Source organism: Mucilaginibacter sp. OAE612, from assembly GCF_041806395.1.
GTDB lineage: Bacteria > Bacteroidota > Bacteroidia > Sphingobacteriales > Sphingobacteriaceae > Mucilaginibacter > Mucilaginibacter rubeus.
Window position 1 is genome coordinate 3,612,605 of record NZ_JBGMUW010000001.1, and the last position, 19,319, is coordinate 3,631,923.

20 protein-coding genes are annotated in these 19,319 nt (G+C 42.5%); 14 read left to right on the forward strand and 6 right to left on the reverse strand.

The window, feature by feature from the left end; genetic code table 11:
* Positions 1 to 81: 81 nt before the first annotated feature.
* Together ABID99_RS14905 and ABID99_RS14910 are read right to left on the reverse strand one after the other, a co-directional pair.
* Positions 82 to 585, reverse strand: a complete 504-nt coding sequence (locus ABID99_RS14905) for a peptidylprolyl isomerase (protein ID WP_176623843.1) — start codon at positions 583 to 585, stop codon at positions 82 to 84.
* A gap of 12 nt (positions 586 to 597) precedes the next feature.
* Positions 598 to 2,619 (reverse strand): thioredoxin domain-containing protein, encoded by a 2,022-nt coding sequence (locus tag ABID99_RS14910; RefSeq protein ID WP_373614207.1) that lies wholly within the window; start codon positions 2,617 to 2,619, stop codon positions 598 to 600.
* 269 nt (positions 2,620 to 2,888) lie between these two features.
* Between ABID99_RS14910 and ABID99_RS14915 the strand changes: the two genes are divergently transcribed.
* Positions 2,889 to 4,853 (forward strand): M1 family metallopeptidase, encoded by a 1,965-nt coding sequence (locus tag ABID99_RS14915; RefSeq protein ID WP_373614208.1) that lies wholly within the window; start codon positions 2,889 to 2,891, stop codon positions 4,851 to 4,853.
* Between the two features lie 437 nt (positions 4,854 to 5,290).
* Complete coding sequence (locus ABID99_RS14920) at positions 5,291 to 5,650, forward strand: two-component system response regulator (protein WP_373614209.1); 360 nt, start codon at positions 5,291 to 5,293, stop codon at positions 5,648 to 5,650.
* A 9-nt stretch (positions 5,651 to 5,659) separates the two neighbouring features.
* Here ABID99_RS14920 and ABID99_RS14925 read toward each other — a convergent pair whose 3' ends face one another.
* Positions 5,660 to 6,163 (reverse strand): hypothetical protein, encoded by a 504-nt coding sequence (locus tag ABID99_RS14925; RefSeq protein ID WP_373614210.1) that lies wholly within the window; start codon positions 6,161 to 6,163, stop codon positions 5,660 to 5,662.
* A 151-nt stretch (positions 6,164 to 6,314) separates the two neighbouring features.
* Between ABID99_RS14925 and ABID99_RS14930 the strand changes: the two genes are divergently transcribed.
* The 3 genes from ABID99_RS14930 (at position 6,315) to ABID99_RS14940 (ending at position 9,655) form a co-directional block, all read left to right on the forward strand.
* The gene (locus tag ABID99_RS14930; RefSeq protein ID WP_373614211.1) at positions 6,315 to 8,600 is read left to right on the forward strand and encodes an ATP-dependent helicase; all 2,286 of its coding nucleotides are present in this window, start codon (positions 6,315 to 6,317) and stop codon (positions 8,598 to 8,600) included.
* Between the two features lie 166 nt (positions 8,601 to 8,766).
* Complete coding sequence (locus ABID99_RS14935; RefSeq protein WP_373614212.1) at positions 8,767 to 9,135, forward strand: helix-turn-helix domain-containing protein; 369 nt, start codon at positions 8,767 to 8,769, stop codon at positions 9,133 to 9,135.
* A 220-nt stretch (positions 9,136 to 9,355) separates the two neighbouring features.
* Complete coding sequence (locus tag ABID99_RS14940; RefSeq protein WP_373614213.1) at positions 9,356 to 9,655, forward strand: hypothetical protein; 300 nt, start codon at positions 9,356 to 9,358, stop codon at positions 9,653 to 9,655.
* Positions 9,656 to 9,682: 27 nt separating this feature from the next.
* Here the strand turns inward: ABID99_RS14940 and ABID99_RS14945 are convergent, their stop codons facing one another.
* The gene (locus tag ABID99_RS14945) at positions 9,683 to 11,113 is read right to left on the reverse strand and encodes a tetratricopeptide repeat protein (RefSeq protein WP_373614214.1); all 1,431 of its coding nucleotides are present in this window, start codon (positions 11,111 to 11,113) and stop codon (positions 9,683 to 9,685) included.
* A gap of 567 nt (positions 11,114 to 11,680) precedes the next feature.
* Between ABID99_RS14945 and ABID99_RS14950 the strand changes: the two genes are divergently transcribed.
* From ABID99_RS14950 to ABID99_RS14980, 7 genes are all read left to right on the forward strand, one after another.
* Positions 11,681 to 11,842: a hypothetical protein gene (locus ABID99_RS14950; RefSeq protein ID WP_175489905.1), complete on the forward strand. Its 162-nt coding sequence runs from the start codon at positions 11,681 to 11,683 to the stop codon at positions 11,840 to 11,842.
* Between the two features lie 50 nt (positions 11,843 to 11,892).
* A complete protein-coding gene (locus ABID99_RS14955) occupies positions 11,893 to 12,036 on the forward strand; it encodes a hypothetical protein (RefSeq protein ID WP_175489904.1) in 144 nt (47 codons plus the stop codon).
* A 35-nt stretch (positions 12,037 to 12,071) separates the two neighbouring features.
* Positions 12,072 to 12,224, forward strand: a complete 153-nt coding sequence (locus ABID99_RS14960) for a hypothetical protein (protein ID WP_167516176.1) — start codon at positions 12,072 to 12,074, stop codon at positions 12,222 to 12,224.
* 69 nt (positions 12,225 to 12,293) lie between these two features.
* Positions 12,294 to 13,202, forward strand: a complete 909-nt coding sequence (locus ABID99_RS14965) for a hypothetical protein (protein ID WP_373614215.1) — start codon at positions 12,294 to 12,296, stop codon at positions 13,200 to 13,202.
* A gap of 60 nt (positions 13,203 to 13,262) precedes the next feature.
* Positions 13,263 to 13,430, forward strand: coding sequence for a hypothetical protein (locus ABID99_RS14970; RefSeq protein WP_354481868.1), 168 nt, complete (start codon positions 13,263 to 13,265; stop codon positions 13,428 to 13,430).
* 122 nt (positions 13,431 to 13,552) lie between these two features.
* A complete protein-coding gene (locus ABID99_RS14975) occupies positions 13,553 to 14,923 on the forward strand; it encodes a dipeptidase (protein WP_090524552.1) in 1,371 nt (456 codons plus the stop codon).
* 104 nt (positions 14,924 to 15,027) lie between these two features.
* On the forward strand, positions 15,028 to 15,165 hold the full coding sequence (locus tag ABID99_RS14980) for a hypothetical protein (protein WP_188831604.1): 138 nt from the start codon (positions 15,028 to 15,030) through the stop codon (positions 15,163 to 15,165).
* Between the two features lie 62 nt (positions 15,166 to 15,227).
* On the opposite strand, the gene ABID99_RS14985 is transcribed toward ABID99_RS14980, so the two are convergent.
* On the reverse strand, positions 15,228 to 15,683 hold the full coding sequence (locus tag ABID99_RS14985) for an N-acetyltransferase family protein (RefSeq protein ID WP_373614216.1): 456 nt from the start codon (positions 15,681 to 15,683) through the stop codon (positions 15,228 to 15,230).
* Between the two features lie 5 nt (positions 15,684 to 15,688).
* Positions 15,689 to 16,786 carry a dipeptide epimerase gene (locus ABID99_RS14990; RefSeq protein WP_354484328.1) on the reverse strand — a complete coding sequence of 366 codons (1,098 nt, stop codon included), beginning with the start codon at positions 16,784 to 16,786 and terminating at the stop codon, positions 15,689 to 15,691.
* Positions 16,787 to 16,992: 206 nt separating this feature from the next.
* Here ABID99_RS14990 and ABID99_RS14995 point away from each other — a divergent pair, with 206 nt between their 5' ends.
* Together ABID99_RS14995 and murA are read left to right on the forward strand one after the other, a co-directional pair.
* The gene (locus ABID99_RS14995; RefSeq protein WP_090524547.1) at positions 16,993 to 17,733 is read left to right on the forward strand and encodes a DUF4290 domain-containing protein; all 741 of its coding nucleotides are present in this window, start codon (positions 16,993 to 16,995) and stop codon (positions 17,731 to 17,733) included.
* 265 nt (positions 17,734 to 17,998) lie between these two features.
* Positions 17,999 to 19,306: a UDP-N-acetylglucosamine 1-carboxyvinyltransferase gene (gene murA, locus ABID99_RS15000; protein ID WP_373614217.1), complete on the forward strand. Its 1,308-nt coding sequence runs from the start codon at positions 17,999 to 18,001 to the stop codon at positions 19,304 to 19,306.
* The last annotated feature ends 13 nt before the right edge of the window (positions 19,307 to 19,319 follow it).

Sequence of the window (19,319 nt, forward strand, 5' to 3'; positions counted from 1 at the left end):
ATACAGGGCGGACCTGCTAATCGGGGATTGCTTCGTACCTCGCAATGACGCTTAATTATATAGCTACGCTATTAATGGGGCTTAGTGATCGTGATGACCATCCGGACCGTGCGCGTGGCCGTGCGATAACTCTTCGGCTGTTGCAGGGCGTACGTTAAGGATATTACCTTTAAAGTGCAGTTCCTGACCGGCCATAGGGTGATTAAGATCAACAATAACGGCATCTTCGGCAATTGAAACTACCATAGCCTGGAAACGGTGGCCCTGGTTATCCTGTAAAGGCAAAATGCTGCCAATTTCAGGCAGTTCAGTACCCTGGAACATTTCTTTAGGCAGGTTGGCTACTGCTTCTTCATCATATACGCCATAGGCATCTTCGGGAGATAAGCGAAACTCGTAGGCATCACCTGTTGAAAGTGTGCTCAGGTTATCCTCAAATTTAGGCAGCATCTGTCCTGCACCAAATAAAAAGGTAAGCGGCTGTTCCTGGGTGGTACTTTCTACCAAAGTTTCGGTACCGGTGTTTTCACGGTCTACGTACAAATCGTAGGTTAATGATACTACGTGTTGTGGTGCAATCTTCATTGTAAATTGTTTTTAGTTGTAAAATCTGGCTTCTACCTCATTAAGGGCATCTGCCGGGTTATTAGCAGGTAATCCGCAGGTTTTATCTTTACAAATGAAAATTTGCGTTGATGCACCAAACTTATCCTGCAGCAAAGGTAAACTTCCTGTATTACCGCCCAACATAATTTTATTGGGGATGTAATTATTTTCCATTTCCTTTCTGAAAGTTTCCGCTCCGGCTCCTGTTATCGCAATTTCGTTTATTCCAAACACCTCATCCAGCAAAAGCATCACCCAGTTTGAATAAGCCGAACCATATTTTGCCAGCTGCGGCATTACATTACGTAATAACTGTGCCGAAACCTCAATGTAACTTTCGTTATCAAAAAGCAAGCCTAATTTTTTAAGCACCCGTGCCATAACCGAATTAGAGGCAGGGATCACCCCATCCATAATTTCAGATTTGCGGGCAATCAGCTGCTCATCATCATCGGCCGTAAAAAAGAAAATGCCCTTTGCTTCATCATAATAATGAGCTATGGCTGTATCAGCAAGCTTTTTTGCCTCCTTTAGCCAATGCTCATTAAAGGTAACTTCATACAAAGCAATAAGTCCATCAATGATATTGGCATAATCATCCAAAAAAGCAACAGGCTTATCCTGCGACGATGTGGCACCATAAACCCGTGATAGCCTGCCATTTTGACCAAGCAGGTTATTTAAAATAAACCCGGCATTGTTCAGTGCAAGTTCAAGGTATTCCGGCTTATTAAACGTACGGTAAGCATCGGTCAGTCCTTTTAACATAAGGCCATTCCACGATGCCAGGATCTTATTATCCAATCCCGGGCGCACGCGTACACCGCGGGCATCAAATACTTTTTGACGGGATGCAGCTATTTTGGCAAGCAATTCATGAACAGGCAGCCCTAATTTTGCGGCCAGATCTTCATCGCTGTCCTTCCGGAACAATACGTTCGATTCCTCCTCTTCCCAGTTGCCATCCTCCGTAATATTGTAGTAGATACTGAACAAACCGGCATCATCGCCTAAAATCTCTTCAATCTCATTTTTGGTAAAAATATAGAACTTGCCTTCCTTTCCTTCACTATCCGCGTCAAGCGCCGAATAAAACCCATACCCGGGCGACATTAATTCGCGGGTACTGAAAGTGATGATCTCGTCAACTACCTGTTTGTACAATTCATCCGGATGCCAGATATAAGCTTCGGCATACAGGCTGATGAGCTGGGCGTTATCATACAGCATTTTTTCAAAGTGCGGCACATGCCAGCGACCATCAACCGAGTAACGGGCAAAGCCGCCGCCGATATGGTCATAGATCCCGCCGAAAGCCATTTTATGCAAAGTAAGTTTCACTTGCTCCGCTACTTCATCATCTTTCATTAAATAGCCATAGCGCATTAAAGCCTGCCAGTTATTTGGCATCGGGAATTTGGGCGCGTTGCCGGTGCCACCCTCCTGCTTATCAAAATATCGTTTCCAGTTGTTTCCAATGGCTTGCAGATCGGTCTTACTGTATTGCGCCTGCGCCACCACAAATTCTATCGACTCATATTTTTGAATGCCCTCGGTAAGACGAACGGCGTAATCTTCGGCCTCTTCGGGTTTTTGTTTGTAGAAATCGGCCAGATTAAAGAGCAGCGATGTCCAATCGTTTTTACGGAAATAGGTACCACCGTAAATAGGCCTTTGGTCGGGCAGGCAGATACAGTTTAATGGCCACCCGCCCCTGCCGCTCATGAGTTGTACGGCGCTCATATAAATCTGGTCAACATCGGGGCGTTCTTCCCTATCTACCTTAATACAAACAAAATATTCGTTCATTACGGCGGCTACAGCTTCATCTTCAAAGCTTTCGTGCTCCATAACATGGCACCAGTGGCAGGCCGAGTAGCCGATGCTTACCAAAATGAGCTTATTTTCGGCTTTGGCTTTATCAAGGGCTTCTTTGCCCCAGGGGTACCAGTTTACCGGGTTATTGGCATGTTGTAATAAATAGGGCGATGTGGAATTGGCCAGGCGATTCATATAGCTGTGTGTTTGCTGCAAAAATGCAGATATAATTGCACCTGTAAGTTAAATGGAATTTATTTAGAAAAGTTTTAACCTCACCCCGCCCTCTCCAAAGGAGAGGGTGTAAAAACTTTGATACTTCGCCACTGATATCAAAGTCCTCTCCTTTGGAGAGGATTTAGGTGAGGTTAAAAATCACTTATCTCCAACCCTTTCAGTCCTAAAAATTGCCAAACTCACAAATTATTTCCCTTTATTTGCCCCCTTGTTATCAAAAATTTAAGATGAACTGTTTAAAACTGAATTATTTATTATGCGCCGTGGCGCTGATGCCGTTAACGCGACCGGCATCGGCTCAAACTACCGACACCACAAAATACAATCACCAGGACCTTTTTGGCCCAATTACCTGGCCCGTTACCAGTGGCGGGACACGTTCGGCCGCAGGCAAGCCCTCACCAAATTACTGGCAAAACCGCGCTGATTACCAGATCAAAGCTTCCCTTAATGAAGGCAAGGATACTACCATAACCGGCGAAGTAACCATTACCTATACCAACAACAGCCCTGATAAGTTGGATTATCTGTGGCTGCAACTGGATCAAAACCTGTTTAAACCTGATTCGCGCGGCGCGGCGGTAACGCCTTATACAGGCGACAGGTTTGACGTTCGTGGATTTAGTCGCGGTGGTTATCATATTGCCTCTGTTGATGTTACTTACAAAGGCGAAACCTACAAGGTTGATCCTGTCATTACCGATGCACGAATGCAGTTACGCCTTAATACGCCAATGGATGGTAAGGGTGAAAAAATAGAGATCAAGGTTAATTATGATTTTGCAATCCCCTTTTATGGTGCCGACCGTATGGGCCGTAAAAAGTTTAAACAGGGCTATGTTTACGAAATTGCCCAATGGTACCCACGCATGTGCGTTTATGACGACGTTGAAGGCTGGAACACCCTGCCCTACATGGGTTTAGGCGAGTTTTATTGCGAATACGGCGATTTTGACTATTATATCACCGCTCCTGCCAACAAAATAGTAGTTGGCTCGGGCGATTTGCAAAACCCTGAAGATGTACTTACCCCGGCACAACAAAAAAGGCTGGCAGAAGCCCGCAACAGCGATAAAACGGTAACTATTATAAGTGCAGGTGAAGTTGGCAAAGGCTCGACCCGGCCCTTTAAAGGTACGCTTACCTGGCACTTTAAAATGCAGAATACCCGCGATATCGCCTGGGGCGCTTCTGACGCTTTTATCTGGGACGCGGCAAGGGTTAATTTCCCATCTGGCCGCAAGGGTATTGCCATGTCGGCCTACCCGGTTGAAAGTTCGGGCAATGACGGATGGGGCCGCTCAACCGAGTACCTGAAAAACAGCATGGAGATCTATTCAAACCTATATTTTGAATACCCCTGGAATTCGGCAGTTAACGTATCGGGCGTGGCATTAGGCATGGAATATCCGGGCGCTATCTTCTGCCTCAGCAACCTGAAAAAAGGACAGCTTTGGGGCGATGTTACCCACGAGATAGGCCATAACTGGTTCCCGATGATAGTTGGCTCAAACGAGCGCAAATACATGTGGCAGGACGAAGGTTTTAACACCTTTATTAATGAGTATGCTACCGAAAAATTTAATAAAGGCGAATATGTTGAGAAAAGTGGCTCGGCGCAAAATGTACTGGCCGGCTACCGCAACAGCAAAGACCCGCTCATGACCGCTCCTGAAGCCATAGGGCTCAATGATTATGGCCAGTATTATACCAAAACCGCGTTAGGTTTGGATATATTACGCAACGTAGTGCTTGGCCCAGAGCGCTTTGATTATGCTTTCCGCGAATATGTTAAAAACTGGGCGTTTAAGCACCCGCTTCCGTACGATCTTTTCAGGGCTATGAATGATGCCACAGGCGAAGATCTGAACTGGTTCTGGAAATCATGGTTCTTCACTACCTGGAAGCTTGACCAGGCCATTACTTCGGTAAGCTATATCAAAGGCAACCCGGCCGAAGGTGCGCTGATCACACTTACCAATAATGAAAAAATGGCTATGCCTGTTGATCTTAAAATTGTTCAGGCTAACGGCAAAACTGAAACTATTCACCTGCCGGTAAACATCTGGCAGCGCGATGGCGTTTGGAAATTTAAATATCCTTCAACATCGGCTATTAAAAGCATGGAAATAGACCCTGATCGTCAACTACCTGACGTTGACCTAAAAAATAACGTTTACAGGGGAGAGTGATTTTGATTTGGGATTTGGGAATTTCGATTTCGGATTTGTGGCGAGATTAGAGATTAGAGATTAGAGATTAGAGATTAGAGATTAGAGATTAGAGATTAGAGATTAGAGATTAGAGATTAGAGATTAGAGATTAGAGATTAGAGATTAGAGGGAACTTCAAAAAGCGATGGGTGTTTGGGCTCATCGCTTTTTTTTGATGATTGTGTTTGCTTAACTGTGAGTTGTTTTTATCGCGGTCAGTATAAATTATGCAACTTTTACAAAATCATAAAATACCCTTTAAAAAACACTATATCCAACTGTTAATAAGCAATATACCCACTAATACAAACCTATATCGACTTCAATTAAACACTTGAAAATATTTTTAATTATAAAACATTTTGTTTATTTTTAATATTAAAGGCTAATAGCAAATTACAATTAGCATGTTAACTATGGCAAGAAATATACTCATAATTGAAGATGACGCTGAAATTTTACGGGTACTTGAAACAGTGCTCACCTTTCATGATTTTGAGGTTACCGGTCTTGACCGTACTGATGATATTATTGGTGCTGTAAAAGCGTACAACCCCGATCTTGTATTAACCGACTATATGCTGCCCGGCCTTAACGGCGGTCGTATTTGTCAGCTTATTAAAGGCAACGAAGATACCCGGCATATCCCGGTGATCCTGATTTCAGCTTACCATGAACAGGCTATTGCCCTGGTTAATTTTGGATATGATGCCTTTGTACCCAAGCCTTTTGATATAAATAAGCTGGTGAAAACGATTAACAAGTTTTTGAATTGATGGAAGGAATTAGATAAGATCTATCCCATTAGAGATTATTTTAAAGCCATTTTGTTTCCATTCCTTCATAATCACCCCGAGATTATGCCATTTTTTGCCTGAATTAATAACGAAGGGATATTCGATAGATTCTCCGTTCTTTTTGGAGATTTTGATCTTGTTATAAGTGCCGTTATTTCTTAACCTTCCGGGCTTACCTACATAATTATGGCAATCTATTTCTACCAGTTTCAGATCATTTAAGATAAATACAGTGTTATTCAACACAACCCTATCTTCCGCAAAAAACAACTCTCCGTCTTTTGTATAACTGGGCATACTCGACCAAAACAAGTTCACAAAATAACCGATAAAACCCAAAAAGAAACATAAAATCATTACGAATAACAAAGGCCTATCTAAATTCCTGGCAAAGGGAGCCATTACAAAGAAAATCAATAATAAAACCGCAGGTATCTGCATCATTTTATAAATGAGCGGACGGCGGGTATAAGTGTCGAAGATTTCTGCCATTTTTTTGTTAGTTACAATTTTAATGAATATTTATTACCGACAACGATTAGTCATTACTACAATTCCGAAATCTCAAATTCGATATCCGAAATTTTTCACCCTTTCGCCCCAAAACCTTAATTTCGCTGCTTCAAGAAAAGAGGAAAAGATTTTGGATTACTTACAGGGATTAAACCCCGAACAAAGGGCAGCGGTTGAACAAACCGAGGGGCCGGTGATGATCATTGCCGGTGCCGGATCGGGCAAAACACGGGTTATTACCTATCGCGTGGCGCATTTGATACGCAAGGGTGTTGATTCATTTAACATACTGGTACTTACATTTACCAACAAGGCCGCCCGCGAAATGCGCGAGCGTATTACCCATGTAGTTGGCGCGGAAGCTAAAAACATATGGATGGGTACCTTCCACTCGGTGTTTGCGAAAATATTACGGGTTGAGGCCGAAAAAATCGGTTATCCAAGCAACTTTACCATTTACGATACCGACGATAGCAAGAGCGTTTTAAGGGCCATTTTAAAAGAGATGAACCTTGATGATAAGCTGTACAATGTAAACTTTGTGCTCAACCGCATTTCGGCATCAAAAAATAACCTGATCTCGTGGCAGGAATATAACAAGAACGAGCAGATCCAGGCCGACGACTTTTCGAGCGGCCGCGGGCAAATGGGCAAGATCTATGAGATGTATGCCACCCGCTGCTACCGTGCCGGCGCTATGGATTTTGACGATTTGCTTTACAAAACCAACGAGTTGCTGAAGCTGCACCCCGACGTGCTCAATAAATACCAGCACAAGTTTAAATACCTTATGGTTGATGAGTATCAGGATACCAACTTTTCGCAGTACCTGATTGTTAAAAAGCTTGCCGCTGTTAACGAAAACCTGTGCGTAGTAGGTGATGACGCCCAAAGTATCTATGCCTTCCGCGGTGCCAACATTCAGAATATCTTAAACTTTGAGAAGGATTACCCCGATCTGAAAGTGTTTAAGCTGGAGCAAAATTATCGCTCAACTCAAAACATTGTGAATGTAGCCAACAGCATCATCCGCAATAATAAAGACCAGCTTAAGAAGAACGTATTCTCCGAAAAAGAATCGGGCGATAAGATCAAAGTTATGCGAGCCTTCAGCGATAATGAGGAAGGCAAAATAGTAGCCGAAGCTATTATGCAAGACCGCAGCTCAAACGGGCTTAAATGGTCGGCATTTGCTATCCTTTACCGCACCAATGCGCAGTCGCGGTCTATGGAGGAGGCTTTGCGCAAGCTGGGCATCCCATATAAAATATATGGCGGGCTTTCGTTTTATCAGCGTAAGGAAATTAAGGACCTGATAGCTTATTTCAGGCTCACCTTTAACCCTAATGATGAAGAAGCTTTAAAGCGCGTTATCAATTACCCTAAACGTGGCATTGGCGATACCTCGGTTGATAAGATCATTGTAGCTGCCGATCAGCATGGTATAACCCCCTGGGAAGTTATTGTTGAGCCGGGCAAGTACCTTGAAGGTAAAATATCAGGGGCAGTGTCCACTTTTGCTACCATGATCCAAAGCTTCCAGGTGTTGACCAAAACCAAGTCTGCCTATGAGTCGGCTTTATATATCGCGCAGCATTCGGGCTTATTGAAAGACCTTTATGAAGATAAATCGGTAGAGGGGCTTAACCGTTACGAAAATATCCAGGAGCTTTTAAACGGGATCAAGGAGTTTTCAGAGCGGGAGGATATTGAAGAAAAAGGCCTTGATGTTTTCATGCAGGATGTGGCATTGTTAACCAATGATGATAATGACAAAAACAAAGATGCCGATACGGTATCGCTCATGACCATCCACTCGTCAAAAGGGCTTGAATTTCCACAGGTTTACGTTGTAGGACTGGAAGAAAACCTTTTCCCTTCGCAGATGTCACTTAACTCACGCAGCGATCTTGAAGAAGAGCGCCGCCTGTTTTATGTAGCCGTTACCCGTGCCGAAAGCAAGCTCCATATTAGTTACGCCACCTCGCGTTTTAAGTTTGGAACCTTGATCAATTGCGAGCCAAGCCGCTTTTTGGATGAAATTGACGCAAAATATCTTGAACTCGACTATACCGCCAAACCCGCTTCAGGCAATAATCCATTTTTTGATGATGAGCGTAAAGCATGGAGCAGGGATAAACAGCCCGACACATTTTCGCGACCAAAACCGGCAGCTGCAGCACCGGTAAAAACCACTTCGATACTGGCCAAGGCGCACGTACCTTCAGCCAATTTCAAACCTTCTGATACATCCGGTTTACAAGTGGGCATGGAGGTTGAACACGAACGTTTCGGCTTTGGCAAAGTACTCGCTCTTGAGGGTAATAAGCCCGATATAAAAGCCACAATCTTCTTTAAGGAGATTGGTCAAAAGCAGTTGTTATTAAAATTTGCGAAACTTTACATAGTTCAATAAACATAAACCAAGAGTTAAAATCCCTACTTTGAGGAATTGATTCCCCAAGCCTCGCCACAGTCCATCATTAAATCGCCTTAATAACACTAATTTAAAGGTAATTTAATGATGGCATACCATTTGGATTGCATAAGTATCCCCTTTCCTTAATTAATATTTAATTGATATGAGCGATACCATTAAGAAACAAACAAACAAATCCGTTGGTAAAAACATCCGGGCATTACGCCATCAGCACGGATGGAGCCAGGAAGATGTGGCTAACCGTTTGGGCATCTCTATTCCTGCGTTTTCAAAAATTGAAACAGGAGTAACTGATATAAACCTCTCGCGTCTTGAACAAATTGCCAATATTTTTGATGTAAACGTGGTGAACATACTGGCCCTCGATACTGACGAAACTGATATGAAGCCGTCGAGTTTAAGCCTTGCACAGAGAAAACTGATAGATCGCGAATCAGAAATCGCCAGTTTACAGCGTAAGGTCATATTACTTTATGAAGAGCTGCGCAATAAGGCCAGCGTAGCCATCTAAAGGTGTGCAGTAAACATTACAATTTACCGATAGTGTACATTGTTTGCTTCGCATCAATGTCCTGTTTCATCCGCTACATTAAATAGTAGTTAACAATATTTAACAAAAGGAAATTTGAAAAAAAAAGCCTCCCATTGTATGGGCTAATTTATCCATAATGAGCGTTTTATAGCCATTTTGGAGTAATAATTGTGGCACGCAGTTTACTAAAGCAAATTGTATGTCAAATTATCTTATTTCCATATCAAAAAACGAAACCTCGAGCGACGGTATCATCCATGATCCTAAAAGTAAGCTAAAAGTTAAAGCGTTTGATTTGCTGCGCGCACGTTTTAAACCGAGCAAAGGCGAAGTAAGGTTTTTTGTAACTGCCGGCGATGAAACAACACTGGCTTTTGAAACACAGGGCTATAATAAACACAGACAGCTGCTGGTTTTACAAATGATATCGTGGTATTGCATTTACCTGGGGCTTATGGAAGCGCAGATCCACTCCAGCCTGCCTGTACACTTTAGTTAAACCTGGAGAGGGAGGATCGGACGAAAGTTAAACTCTCGGCGGGTTATGCAGCATGTCGCTCATCTCGATGATCTTTTCATCAATTTCGGATACGCATTTATCCATCATATCCAAACATTCGGCCTGGTCAACCAGGCCTTCTTTTTCGAGGTTGATCAAACCGCGTAACGTAGCTATAGGCCCCCTGATTTGATGCGACAGGTATGACGAATGCTCAGAAAGCTTTTTATTTTTTAACTGCAGATCTTTGGTACGCTCGTCAATGATCTCTTCAAGATGATGATTTATCCTATCAAGGTTATCTTTTTGCCGGGATACCTCACCGTTTAGCAATGTAAGCTGTGCATTGGTTTTGGCTTTACGTTTTACATTGCTGATCAGCAAACCAATTACTACAAGCATCAAACCCGCAACCACGGTCACCGCCCAAAACTTCGACCGGTCGTAAGCCTGCCGTTCTGCAATTCTTTCGTTTTCTTTCAGTTGCTCTTCCTGCCGGCGTTTGGCTTCAACCAGGTTCATTTGGGCCGATACGTTGGTTTTGTAGGTAACACTATCCTGGGTATATATTTCCCTTAATAAATTTACCGCACGGGCAAAGTTCTTTTTGTTATATTCCAGCTCGTATGTAGTGTATTTATAATCGTAGTCAAGCTTAGGGTCTTTTACTAACTGTGTATAGGCGGTCCCCTCCTGCACCATCTTTTCCGCATTTTTAAAATCGCCTTTTGTCATGTAAAGCGCTGCCAGCGTAAGGTCAACACTGGCTACTGACTCATTCAGGTCGCGCGCTTTCGCACCGGCATTAGCCTCCAGCAATAAACCCAGGGCCTTATCGTAATCCTTAAGTTTAAAATAAATAACGCCACGGTTTTGCAAACATTGGATCAGGTTTACCGAGTCGCTCAGTTTCTGAAATATGGGAAAACTTTTATCATAAAACTTAAGCGCCATATACAGGTTATTTTTACGCGTGTAAACGTTGCCTATATTTAAATACAATGAGCCTACCAATTTGGTATCATTTATTTTTTGTGCTATTTCCAGCGATCGGTTAAGATAGGTAAGGGAGCGTTCGTAGTCATGGTCACGGAACAGGATCCCGATATTATTATAAACCTTGGCTTCGCCCCTCAGGTTATTGTTGCGGGTAAAATATGAAAGGGAGTTCAGATAGTTTTCAATAGCCTTTTCAGGCTGATCAAGGTAGTATTTACCAATACCGATAACCCGATAAGCTTCTGCAATACCATTAATATAATTGAGTTTGGTGGATAGCTTAAGCGCTTTGGTAGCGTCTTCTACCGTTTGTTCGGGGTTTGTGAGCCTGTTTGTATAAGCGCTGGTATTCAGGCTTATTACCTCATTAGTATCTTTTGCAGCAACATCAATTATATCATTCGCGTATACCGACAGCGATAATAAAAAGAATAATATAAATGTGCCGATTTTTTTCATTAAAACACTTTTACGTTCTGTTGGGGTGAAAGTTATAAAATAATGCTGAATTATATTTAATGTTAAGAATAAAAAACACTGTGGAAAATTATTTTCATATGTTTTTTATCCCTATTAAAAACATATCTATATTTGCATTGTTAAATATCTGAAATACAATATATTAAATACAAAGAACATCCTATACAATATCACTCCTAATATATTACAACCAATTACAATAATATTGCAATATATGTCCTGAGATTTACAATATAATTATAGTTTGTACATCAAATAAATGAAATAATGTAAAATCGTGCAATAAATTGTATACCATACCGGTAAGTAATCTGGATGATATTACATTTAAAATTAGTAATTTAACGCCATAATTAATAGTGTAAAAATACGAAACAGAGAATCTTTTTTAAAATTTTAGAAAAACAGAGTTTTTAAAAAACAGAAAGTAAAATCAACTTTTTAAAATATTTGTGATAAGCTTTAAATAAGCTTGACGGGTTTTATTAAATATCAAATATCGTATTAATTTAAAAAATAGAATATTAAATACAATAATTAATCAATATGAAAAAAGCAGTGTTTTTTGTACTCCTTACCATAGGCGCCGGAGTGCTCTCATCGTCATCAGTTTTGTCATCATCGGCAAAAAAAGACGTACAGCCAACAGCTGTCAATTTCAACAAAACGCCGGCAGGTTTTAAACGCGACCTGGGAAGCGCCGACTGAAATCCAATTAAATCATACAGGAAGTTCCACATCGATAATATAACACGATCATGAAAAAGATAATCACCATCGCTTTAGCAATTCTGTTCACCGGGGTCATTTCATCCTGCAAAAAGGAAAGACCAAAAGCTGAGTTTGCTAACCTTCACTTATTCGCAACCGGTTACAAAAGAGACCTGGGAAGTGCTGACTGATTTATCTATTCAAGATCAATAAAACATAAAACAACATGAAAAAATTCATCCTCATAGCAACAGTAGCCCTTAGTGCAGGTGCATTATCATCAGCTACAAACAAAAATGAAAACAAAACCAAAATGGTGATTGCACCAGTGAACTCGCTGACAACCGGTTTTAAAAGAGACTTAGGCAGCGCCGACTAAAAAAAGACATTAACGAACAAGAGATTTAATAAACAAAAAATATTTACGTACCCCCACATTAAAAACATCATGAAAAATTTAACACTAATAGCAACTTTAGCATTAAGCACCATATTATCGGCCACCACATTAGCAAATGCCGCTAACGGCCCTCAACCAAAACGTGACTTAGGTTCTGCTGATGCTCGTGGCCCTCAACCAAAACGAGATCTTGGTTCCGCTGATTTTGCCCGTGGTCCTCAGCCAAAACGTGATCTTGGTTCTGCTGATTTTGCTTTCGGTCCTCAGCCAAAACGTGACTTAGGTTCTGCTGATTTCGCCTTCGGCCCTCAACCAAAACGTGATCTTGGTTCTGCTGATTTCGCACGTGGCCCTCAACCAAAACGTGATCTTGGTTCTGCTGATTTTGCCCGCGGTCCTCAGCCAAAACGTGATCTTGGTTCTGCTGATTTTGCTTTCGGTCCTCAGCCAAAACGCGACTTAGGTTCTGCTGATTTTGCCCGCGGTCCTCAGCCAAAACGTGATCTTGGTTCTGCTGATTTCGCTTTCGGTCCTCAGCCAAAACGCGACTTAGGTTCTGCTGATTTCGCCTTCGGTCCTCAGCCAAAACGCGACTTAGGTTCTGCTGATTTTGCTATGTCTGGTCCTGGTCCAAAAAGAGATTTAGGCTCGGCTGATTTCGCTATGTCTGGTCCTGGTCCAAAAAGAGATTTAGGTTCTGCCGACTTCGCTATGTCTGGTCCTGGTCCAAAAAGAGATTTAGGCTCTGCTGATTTTGCTATGTCTGGTCCTGGTCCAAAAAGAGATTTAGGTTCTGCTGATTTTGCTCAGTCTGGTCCTGGCCCAAAAAGAGATTTAGGTTCTGCTGATTTTGCTATGTCTGGCCCTGGTCCAAAAAGAGATTTAGGCTCTGCTGATTTTGCTATGTCTGGCCCTGGTCCAAAAAGAGATTTAGGCTCTGCTGATTTTATGGCATAATCAACAACTCTTCTATTATAAAATCATATGTTATAAACTAAAATTTGAATAGTTGACAACATGAAGAAATTCATCATTGCAGCAGCGGTTTTAATAGCTACAGGCCTTACCGCTGTATCATTAACTCATAAAGCGCCTAAACAAGAAGCTAAAATAAAAGTCGAGAAAGTTGAGTTTGCCACTAAGACTGTCAATACACCAAAATCAGATCTGGGTTCGGCAGATTAATAATCAATTTGGGAATTATTGAATTGGTGAATTACTGGTTTTCGCGGTTAATTTCATTCACCAATAAACTAATGAACGAGTGAACCAATGAACTAACTATATTTGCTGCAAACAATAATATTATGCAGCACATAAAGCAATATGTTGAGCAAAACAAACAGCGTTTACTTGATGAGTTATTTGACCTGTTACGTTTAGCATCGGTTAGTGCCGATCCAAAATACAAACCTGAAGTATTAAAAACTGCCGATTATGTGGCAGCAAAGCTCCGCGATGCCGGAGCTGATAATGTTGAAATATGCCAAACCGCCGGCTACCCTATTGTATACGGCGAAAAGATCATAGATGCTTCCAAACCTACCGTATTGGTTTATGGGCACTACGATGTACAACCGCCAGATCCGTTGGAACTGTGGAAAACACCTCCTTTTGAACCAACTGTTCGGGATGGAAAAATATACGCCCGCGGTGCCTGCGATGATAAAGGACAGTTTTACATGCATGTAAAAGCCTTTGAGCTGATGATGCAAACCGGTACACTTCCCTGCAATATCAAATTTATGATTGAAGGTGAAGAAGAAGTAGGATCCTCAAACCTGGGCATCTTTGTAAAAGCCAACAAGGAAAAACTGAAAGCTGATGTTGTACTGATCTCTGATACTTCGATGATCAGCATGGAGCATCCTTCGCTTGAAACGGGCTTACGTGGCCTTTCCTATCTTGAGGTAGAAGTAACCGGCCCTAACCGCGACCTGCATTCGGGGGTTTACGGTGGCGCTGTAGCTAACCCTATCACCATCCTGGCCCAGATGATTGCCAGCCTGCATGATGAAAATAATCATATCACCATTCCCGGTTTTTATAACGATGTAGTACCGCTTAGCGAAGCAGAACGCAAAGCCCTTAACAGCGCACCTTATGATGAAGCCGGGTACAAACAAGACCTTGATGTAGCCGAGCTTTGGGGCGAAAAGGGTTACAGTACTTTCGAGCGTACAGGCACCCGTCCTACCCTTGAGCTAAACGGCATTTGGGGCGGCTATATAGGCGAGGGCGCCAAAACAGTGTTGCCTTCAAAAGCCAATGCCAAAATCTCTATGCGTTTAGTGCCCAACCAAACGTCAGAAGCTATAACCAAACTCTTTACCGACCATTTTTTAAGTATTGCACCTCCCTATGTTAAGGTTAAGGTAACCCCGCATCATGGCGGCGAACCGGCTGTAACCCCAACCGACAGTGTGGCTTACCGTGCTGCTCAAAAAGCCATTGCCGAATCATTTGGTAAAGAGCCTATCCCAACCCGTGGCGGCGGCAGTATCCCTATTGTTGCTTTGTTTGAAGCCGAGCTTGGTTTAAAAACTGTATTGATGGGTTTCGGGCTTGATAGCGATGCCCTGCACTCGCCTAATGAGAAATATGATATTTACAATTATTATAAAGGCATAGAAACCATTCCGTTGTTTCACAAATACTTCGCGGAGTTATCAAACTAATGTTATGAAGCTTTAATTTGCGCGATGACGGCAGTTATTTTTTGATTTAGGTAAAACAAATAATATATTTATGATATTATCTAACTATACAAAAAATCAAAAACATGGCAACTAAAGAATTGGACAAAGAAAAGACCGATGCATCTAAGCAGTTGCGCGATCTAAAATCATCAAAACAGGAAAAAACAAAAACAGCTAAAGCCTTAAGCGAAAATAAAATGAAGCGAAAGCCTCTGCTATAAGATATTTATAACACCCCACGAGCCGGCAAGGGAAACTTATCGGCTCGTTTTATATAATTCCATTACAGTCTTATCCGCATTTCGATCATACGTTTTTTAAATCCTGCCTTTTCATAGGCTTTAATGGCTCCAATATTATCATTATATACCTCGAGCCTTATTTCGGTCAACCCCTGCTCAACTGTCCATTTCTTCAATTCTTCTATTATGGCCTGGTTTACTCCCATACCCCGGTATGCAGGCAGCACATACATAAAACCCAGGTAAGCATATTTTTCAAAGTCATAGTACGCGTCCGGGTTCTTTTTAATTCGGGCATATCCGCTGCCCGCTATCTCCCCGTCAATTTCGGCTACCAAAACCTGCACATCTGTTGAGGTTATGAACGCCTTCAAATCATAATAACTGATAGGATCGGGTTTGAGTGTGCTATCAAAAGGGCGTTCGGCAGTAATTATACCCTGCTCAAATTGAAGCAATACGGGCAGGTCTTCAATGGTAGCTTGTCTGATCAGCATATTCGTTAAATAGTAAATCGTTCGCAATCGGCCAAAAATGCTTCGTCGGCATCGGCGCCTATGCCTGGCGCGTCGTCGATAGTTAAATGATATCCATCATATATGGCCCCGCCAACACACGGGTCAACCAAATGCCCCAGTTTACAGGTATCCATGTCATAAAACCGGATATTGGGGCTGGCATATACAAAGTGTAATTTGGCGCTTAACGCTATCCGGCTTTCCAGCATCCCTCCCATCATACAGGGTATCCCGTATGAAGCAGCAACGTCGTGAATCCTTTTAGCCTCATAAATACCTCCAGACTTGGCCATTTTAATATTGATATAATGGCACGCCCCGGCGTTGATTTGTTTGCGGGCATCATGATGATTATACACACTTTCGTCGGCCATGATCTTAACCGGCGCCAACTGCATAAGTTCAGGCAGCCGGTCATCATACCAGGTACGTATAGGCTGCTCGCAAAATTCAATATCATATTGCGCAATTGACTGTAAGGCAAAAACGGCTTCGTTAAAAGTCCAGCCCTGGTTGGCATCAATACGGATTTTCATACCCGGGCCAACAGCTTCACGGATCTGTTTAATGCGCTCTACATCCTCAACGGCGTTTTTGCCCAGCTTCACCTTTAATATATTAGCCCCGGAAGCTTTAAAATCAAGCGCTTTTAAAGCCATGGTATGATGCCCGGCGATCCCTATCGTAATATCCGATTCAACAACGCGTTTTTCGCCACCCAAAAACTGGTATAATGGCAGGCCTGCGTTTTTTGCAGCTATATCAAACAGGGCGTTATCAAAGGCGCTTTTTATAGTGGTATTACCGGCAGTAAAACTGTGAAGTTCGCCAAGCCGGGCTTCGATATCAAGCGCATCCTTACCTTTCCATAAGCGGGCAAACTCACGCGCCATAATCAGGCAGGTATCCTGTGTTTCGCCAACAATCATCGGGAAAGCTGAGCATTCTCCTACACCGTAAAAACCGGCATCGGTATGCACACGGATAAAAACATTTTGGGCGTGAGATAAGGTTCCGGTTGCAATGGTAAACGGCTCCATCGGGATGCTGAAGCGGTAGATCTCTGTGTGCGTGATGGTAATTTGCTGATTTTCCAAATTGTAGATGTTTAAAAGCTAAAATAAAACAAATATGTGCAACAATTAACCAACGTAATTTGCGTATTATAAGTATTAGTTTATATTTGCACTACTTCAATACAAGTAACAATTCAATTTTAGCCTCTTTTGCCCTTCCAATCAGGGAAATTTGCCTGGCTAACTTTCAACTTTCTTAAAAAACTATTACCATGGCTAAAGAAAACACGCCTGCAAATTTTGATTATAACTCAACCAGGAATAAACTGATCCTGTCTGAATATGGCCGTAACGTACAAAATATGGTTAAATATATTGTAGCGCTGCCAACCAAAGAAGAACGCAACCGCTACGCACAGGTAGTTATTGACCTGATGGGCTTTTTAAACCCCCACCTGCGCGATGTAGCCGATTTTAAACATAAACTGTGGGACCACCTGCACATCATATCTGATTACCAGATTGATGTGGATTCACCGTACCCCAAGCCATCGCCTGATGCTGTGCATATTAAACCCGCACCTTTAAATTACCCTCATCAGCGTATCAAATACAAACACTATGGCAAAACCATTGAGCTGATGATTGAAAAGGCCAAAGCCATTGAGGAGCCGGAACGCAAACGCCACATGATCCAGGCGATAGCTAACTTTATGAAAATGGCTTATGTGCAATGGAACAAAGACTCGGTGAGCGACGAAAGCATCCTGTCTGACTTATATGCTTTATCGGGCGGTACATTGAAACTGGAAGAGAACATCAACCTTAACCGCGTTGATTTCCGCCCTAATAACTTTCAGCAAAACAATACCAATAATAACAACCGCGGCCGCAACAATAACCAAAACAATCAAAACCGTGGCGGCGGTAATGGCGGCAGGCAAAACAATAATCAAAACCGCAACAACAACCAAAACCGCAACCGTAACAACGGCGGCGCAAAAAAATATTAGCCCGGGTATTTCCGAAGGACAAAAAGAACGTCATTGCGAGGTACGAAGCAATCCCCGATAACCAGGTCCGCCCTGTATAGTTTGGGATTGCTTCGTACCTCGCAATGACGTTTTTGTATTAATATCATTATTGATAAATCCCATCTGCCTTTTATTTTATCTGCATTAATTTTCTAATCTTTGCCCCATATAAATTATTTGGCAAAACCGATCATAGCTTTTACAGTTTATCATTGGTGATCATATCAATTATCCGAAACTCCGCATGACTAACGCATTTGTAATAAACGGCGGCAAACCGCTAAAAGGTGAAATAACCCCGCAGGGTGCAAAAAACGAAGCTCTACAGGTTATATCTGCCGTATTGCTTACTGAAGAAAAAGTAACCATCAGCAACATCCCCGATATAAAGGATGTAAACAAACTGATAGAGCTGCTTGGCGATATGGGCGTTATTGTTGAACGTATCAACGACCATACTTACACCTTTGAGGCCAAAGATATCAACCAGGATTTTTTCCTGTCTGAGGCTTTTAAATCAAAGGGCGGCGGCTTACGTGGTTCTATCATGATCGTTGGCCCCTTGCTGGCCCGTTTTGGCAAAGCTTCTATCCCTAAACCGGGTGGTGATAAAATCGGTCGCCGCAGGCTGGATACCCACTTCCTGGGTTTTGAAAAACTCGGCGCACAGTTTAACTACAATCCCGAAAATGGTTTCTTTAATGTAGATGCCTCTAACCTGCAGGGTACTTATATCCTGCTGGACGAAGCTTCTGTAACCGGAACGGCCAACGTGGTAATGGCCGCGGTATTGGCTAAAGGTACCACTACTATTTATAACGCCGCCTGCGAGCCTTACCTGCAGCAGCTTTGTAAAATGCTGAGCCGTATGGGTGCTAAGATCAGCGGTATCGGTTCAAACCTGTTAACCATCGAAGGTGTTGAAAAACTGGGCGGTACAGAACACCGTTTATTGCCCGATATGATCGAGATTGGTTCATTTATCGGTCTTGCAGCTATGACGGGATCTGAGATCACCATTAAAGATGTTCAATACAAAGAATTAGGTATGATCCCTGATGTTTTCAGGCGTTTGGGTATTAAACTGGAGCTTAGAGGTGATGATATTTTTATCCCGGCCCAGGAACATTACGAAATAGAGACTTTTATCGACGGCAGTATCATGACCATTGCCGATGCACCCTGGCCTGGCTTTACCCCCGATTTATTAAGTATCGTGCTGGTTGTTGCTATCCAGGCCAAAGGTTCGGTACTGATCCATCAAAAAATGTTTGAGAGCCGCTTATTCTTCGTGGATAAGCTGTTGGATATGGGCGCGCAGATCATCCTTTGCGACCCGCACCGTGCAACAGTTATCGGCCTGGATAACCAGGTTAAACTGCGCGGTATCTCCATGACCTCGCCAGATATCCGCGCCGGGGTTTCCTTATTGATCGCCGCACTTTCGGCACAAGGCCAGTCAACCATTTACAATATTGAACAAATTGAACGCGGCTATCAGCATATTGATACCAGGCTTAAAGCTTTAGGCGCTGATATAACCCGGATCTAAGTTTTAGGTTAAA

Excerpts from the sequence above, each read along its gene's own strand:
- ABID99_RS14970 (WP_354481868.1), top strand. The coding sequence starts at position 13,263 with ATGAAGAAATTCATCATTGCAGCAGCGGTTTTAATAGCTACAGGCCTT.
- ABID99_RS14980 (WP_188831604.1), top strand. The coding sequence starts at position 15,028 with ATGGCAACTAAAGAATTGGACAAAGAAAAGACCGATGCATCTAAGCAG.
- ABID99_RS14955 (WP_175489904.1), top strand. The coding sequence starts at position 11,893 with ATGAAAAAGATAATCACCATCGCTTTAGCAATTCTGTTCACCGGGGTC.
- ABID99_RS14915 (WP_373614208.1), top strand. The coding sequence starts at position 2,889 with ATGAACTGTTTAAAACTGAATTATTTATTATGCGCCGTGGCGCTGATG.
- ABID99_RS14985 (WP_373614216.1), bottom strand. The coding sequence starts at position 15,683 with ATGCTGATCAGACAAGCTACCATTGAAGACCTGCCCGTATTGCTTCAA.
- ABID99_RS14905 (WP_176623843.1), bottom strand. The coding sequence starts at position 585 with ATGAAGATTGCACCACAACACGTAGTATCATTAACCTACGATTTGTAC.
- ABID99_RS14910 (WP_373614207.1), bottom strand. The coding sequence starts at position 2,619 with ATGAATCGCCTGGCCAATTCCACATCGCCCTATTTATTACAACATGCC.
- ABID99_RS14960 (WP_167516176.1), top strand. The coding sequence starts at position 12,072 with ATGAAAAAATTCATCCTCATAGCAACAGTAGCCCTTAGTGCAGGTGCA.
- ABID99_RS14950 (WP_175489905.1), top strand. The coding sequence starts at position 11,681 with ATGAAAAAAGCAGTGTTTTTTGTACTCCTTACCATAGGCGCCGGAGTG.
- ABID99_RS14925 (WP_373614210.1), bottom strand. The coding sequence starts at position 6,163 with ATGGCAGAAATCTTCGACACTTATACCCGCCGTCCGCTCATTTATAAA.
- ABID99_RS14945 (WP_373614214.1), bottom strand. The coding sequence starts at position 11,113 with ATGAAAAAAATCGGCACATTTATATTATTCTTTTTATTATCGCTGTCG.
- ABID99_RS14965 (WP_373614215.1), top strand. The coding sequence starts at position 12,294 with ATGAAAAATTTAACACTAATAGCAACTTTAGCATTAAGCACCATATTA.
- ABID99_RS14975 (WP_090524552.1), top strand. The coding sequence starts at position 13,553 with ATGCAGCACATAAAGCAATATGTTGAGCAAAACAAACAGCGTTTACTT.
- ABID99_RS14920 (WP_373614209.1), top strand. The coding sequence starts at position 5,291 with ATGGCAAGAAATATACTCATAATTGAAGATGACGCTGAAATTTTACGG.
- ABID99_RS14995 (WP_090524547.1), top strand. The coding sequence starts at position 16,993 with ATGGCTAAAGAAAACACGCCTGCAAATTTTGATTATAACTCAACCAGG.
- ABID99_RS14940 (WP_373614213.1), top strand. The coding sequence starts at position 9,356 with ATGTCAAATTATCTTATTTCCATATCAAAAAACGAAACCTCGAGCGAC.
- murA (WP_373614217.1), top strand. The coding sequence starts at position 17,999 with ATGACTAACGCATTTGTAATAAACGGCGGCAAACCGCTAAAAGGTGAA.
- ABID99_RS14935 (WP_373614212.1), top strand. The coding sequence starts at position 8,767 with ATGAGCGATACCATTAAGAAACAAACAAACAAATCCGTTGGTAAAAAC.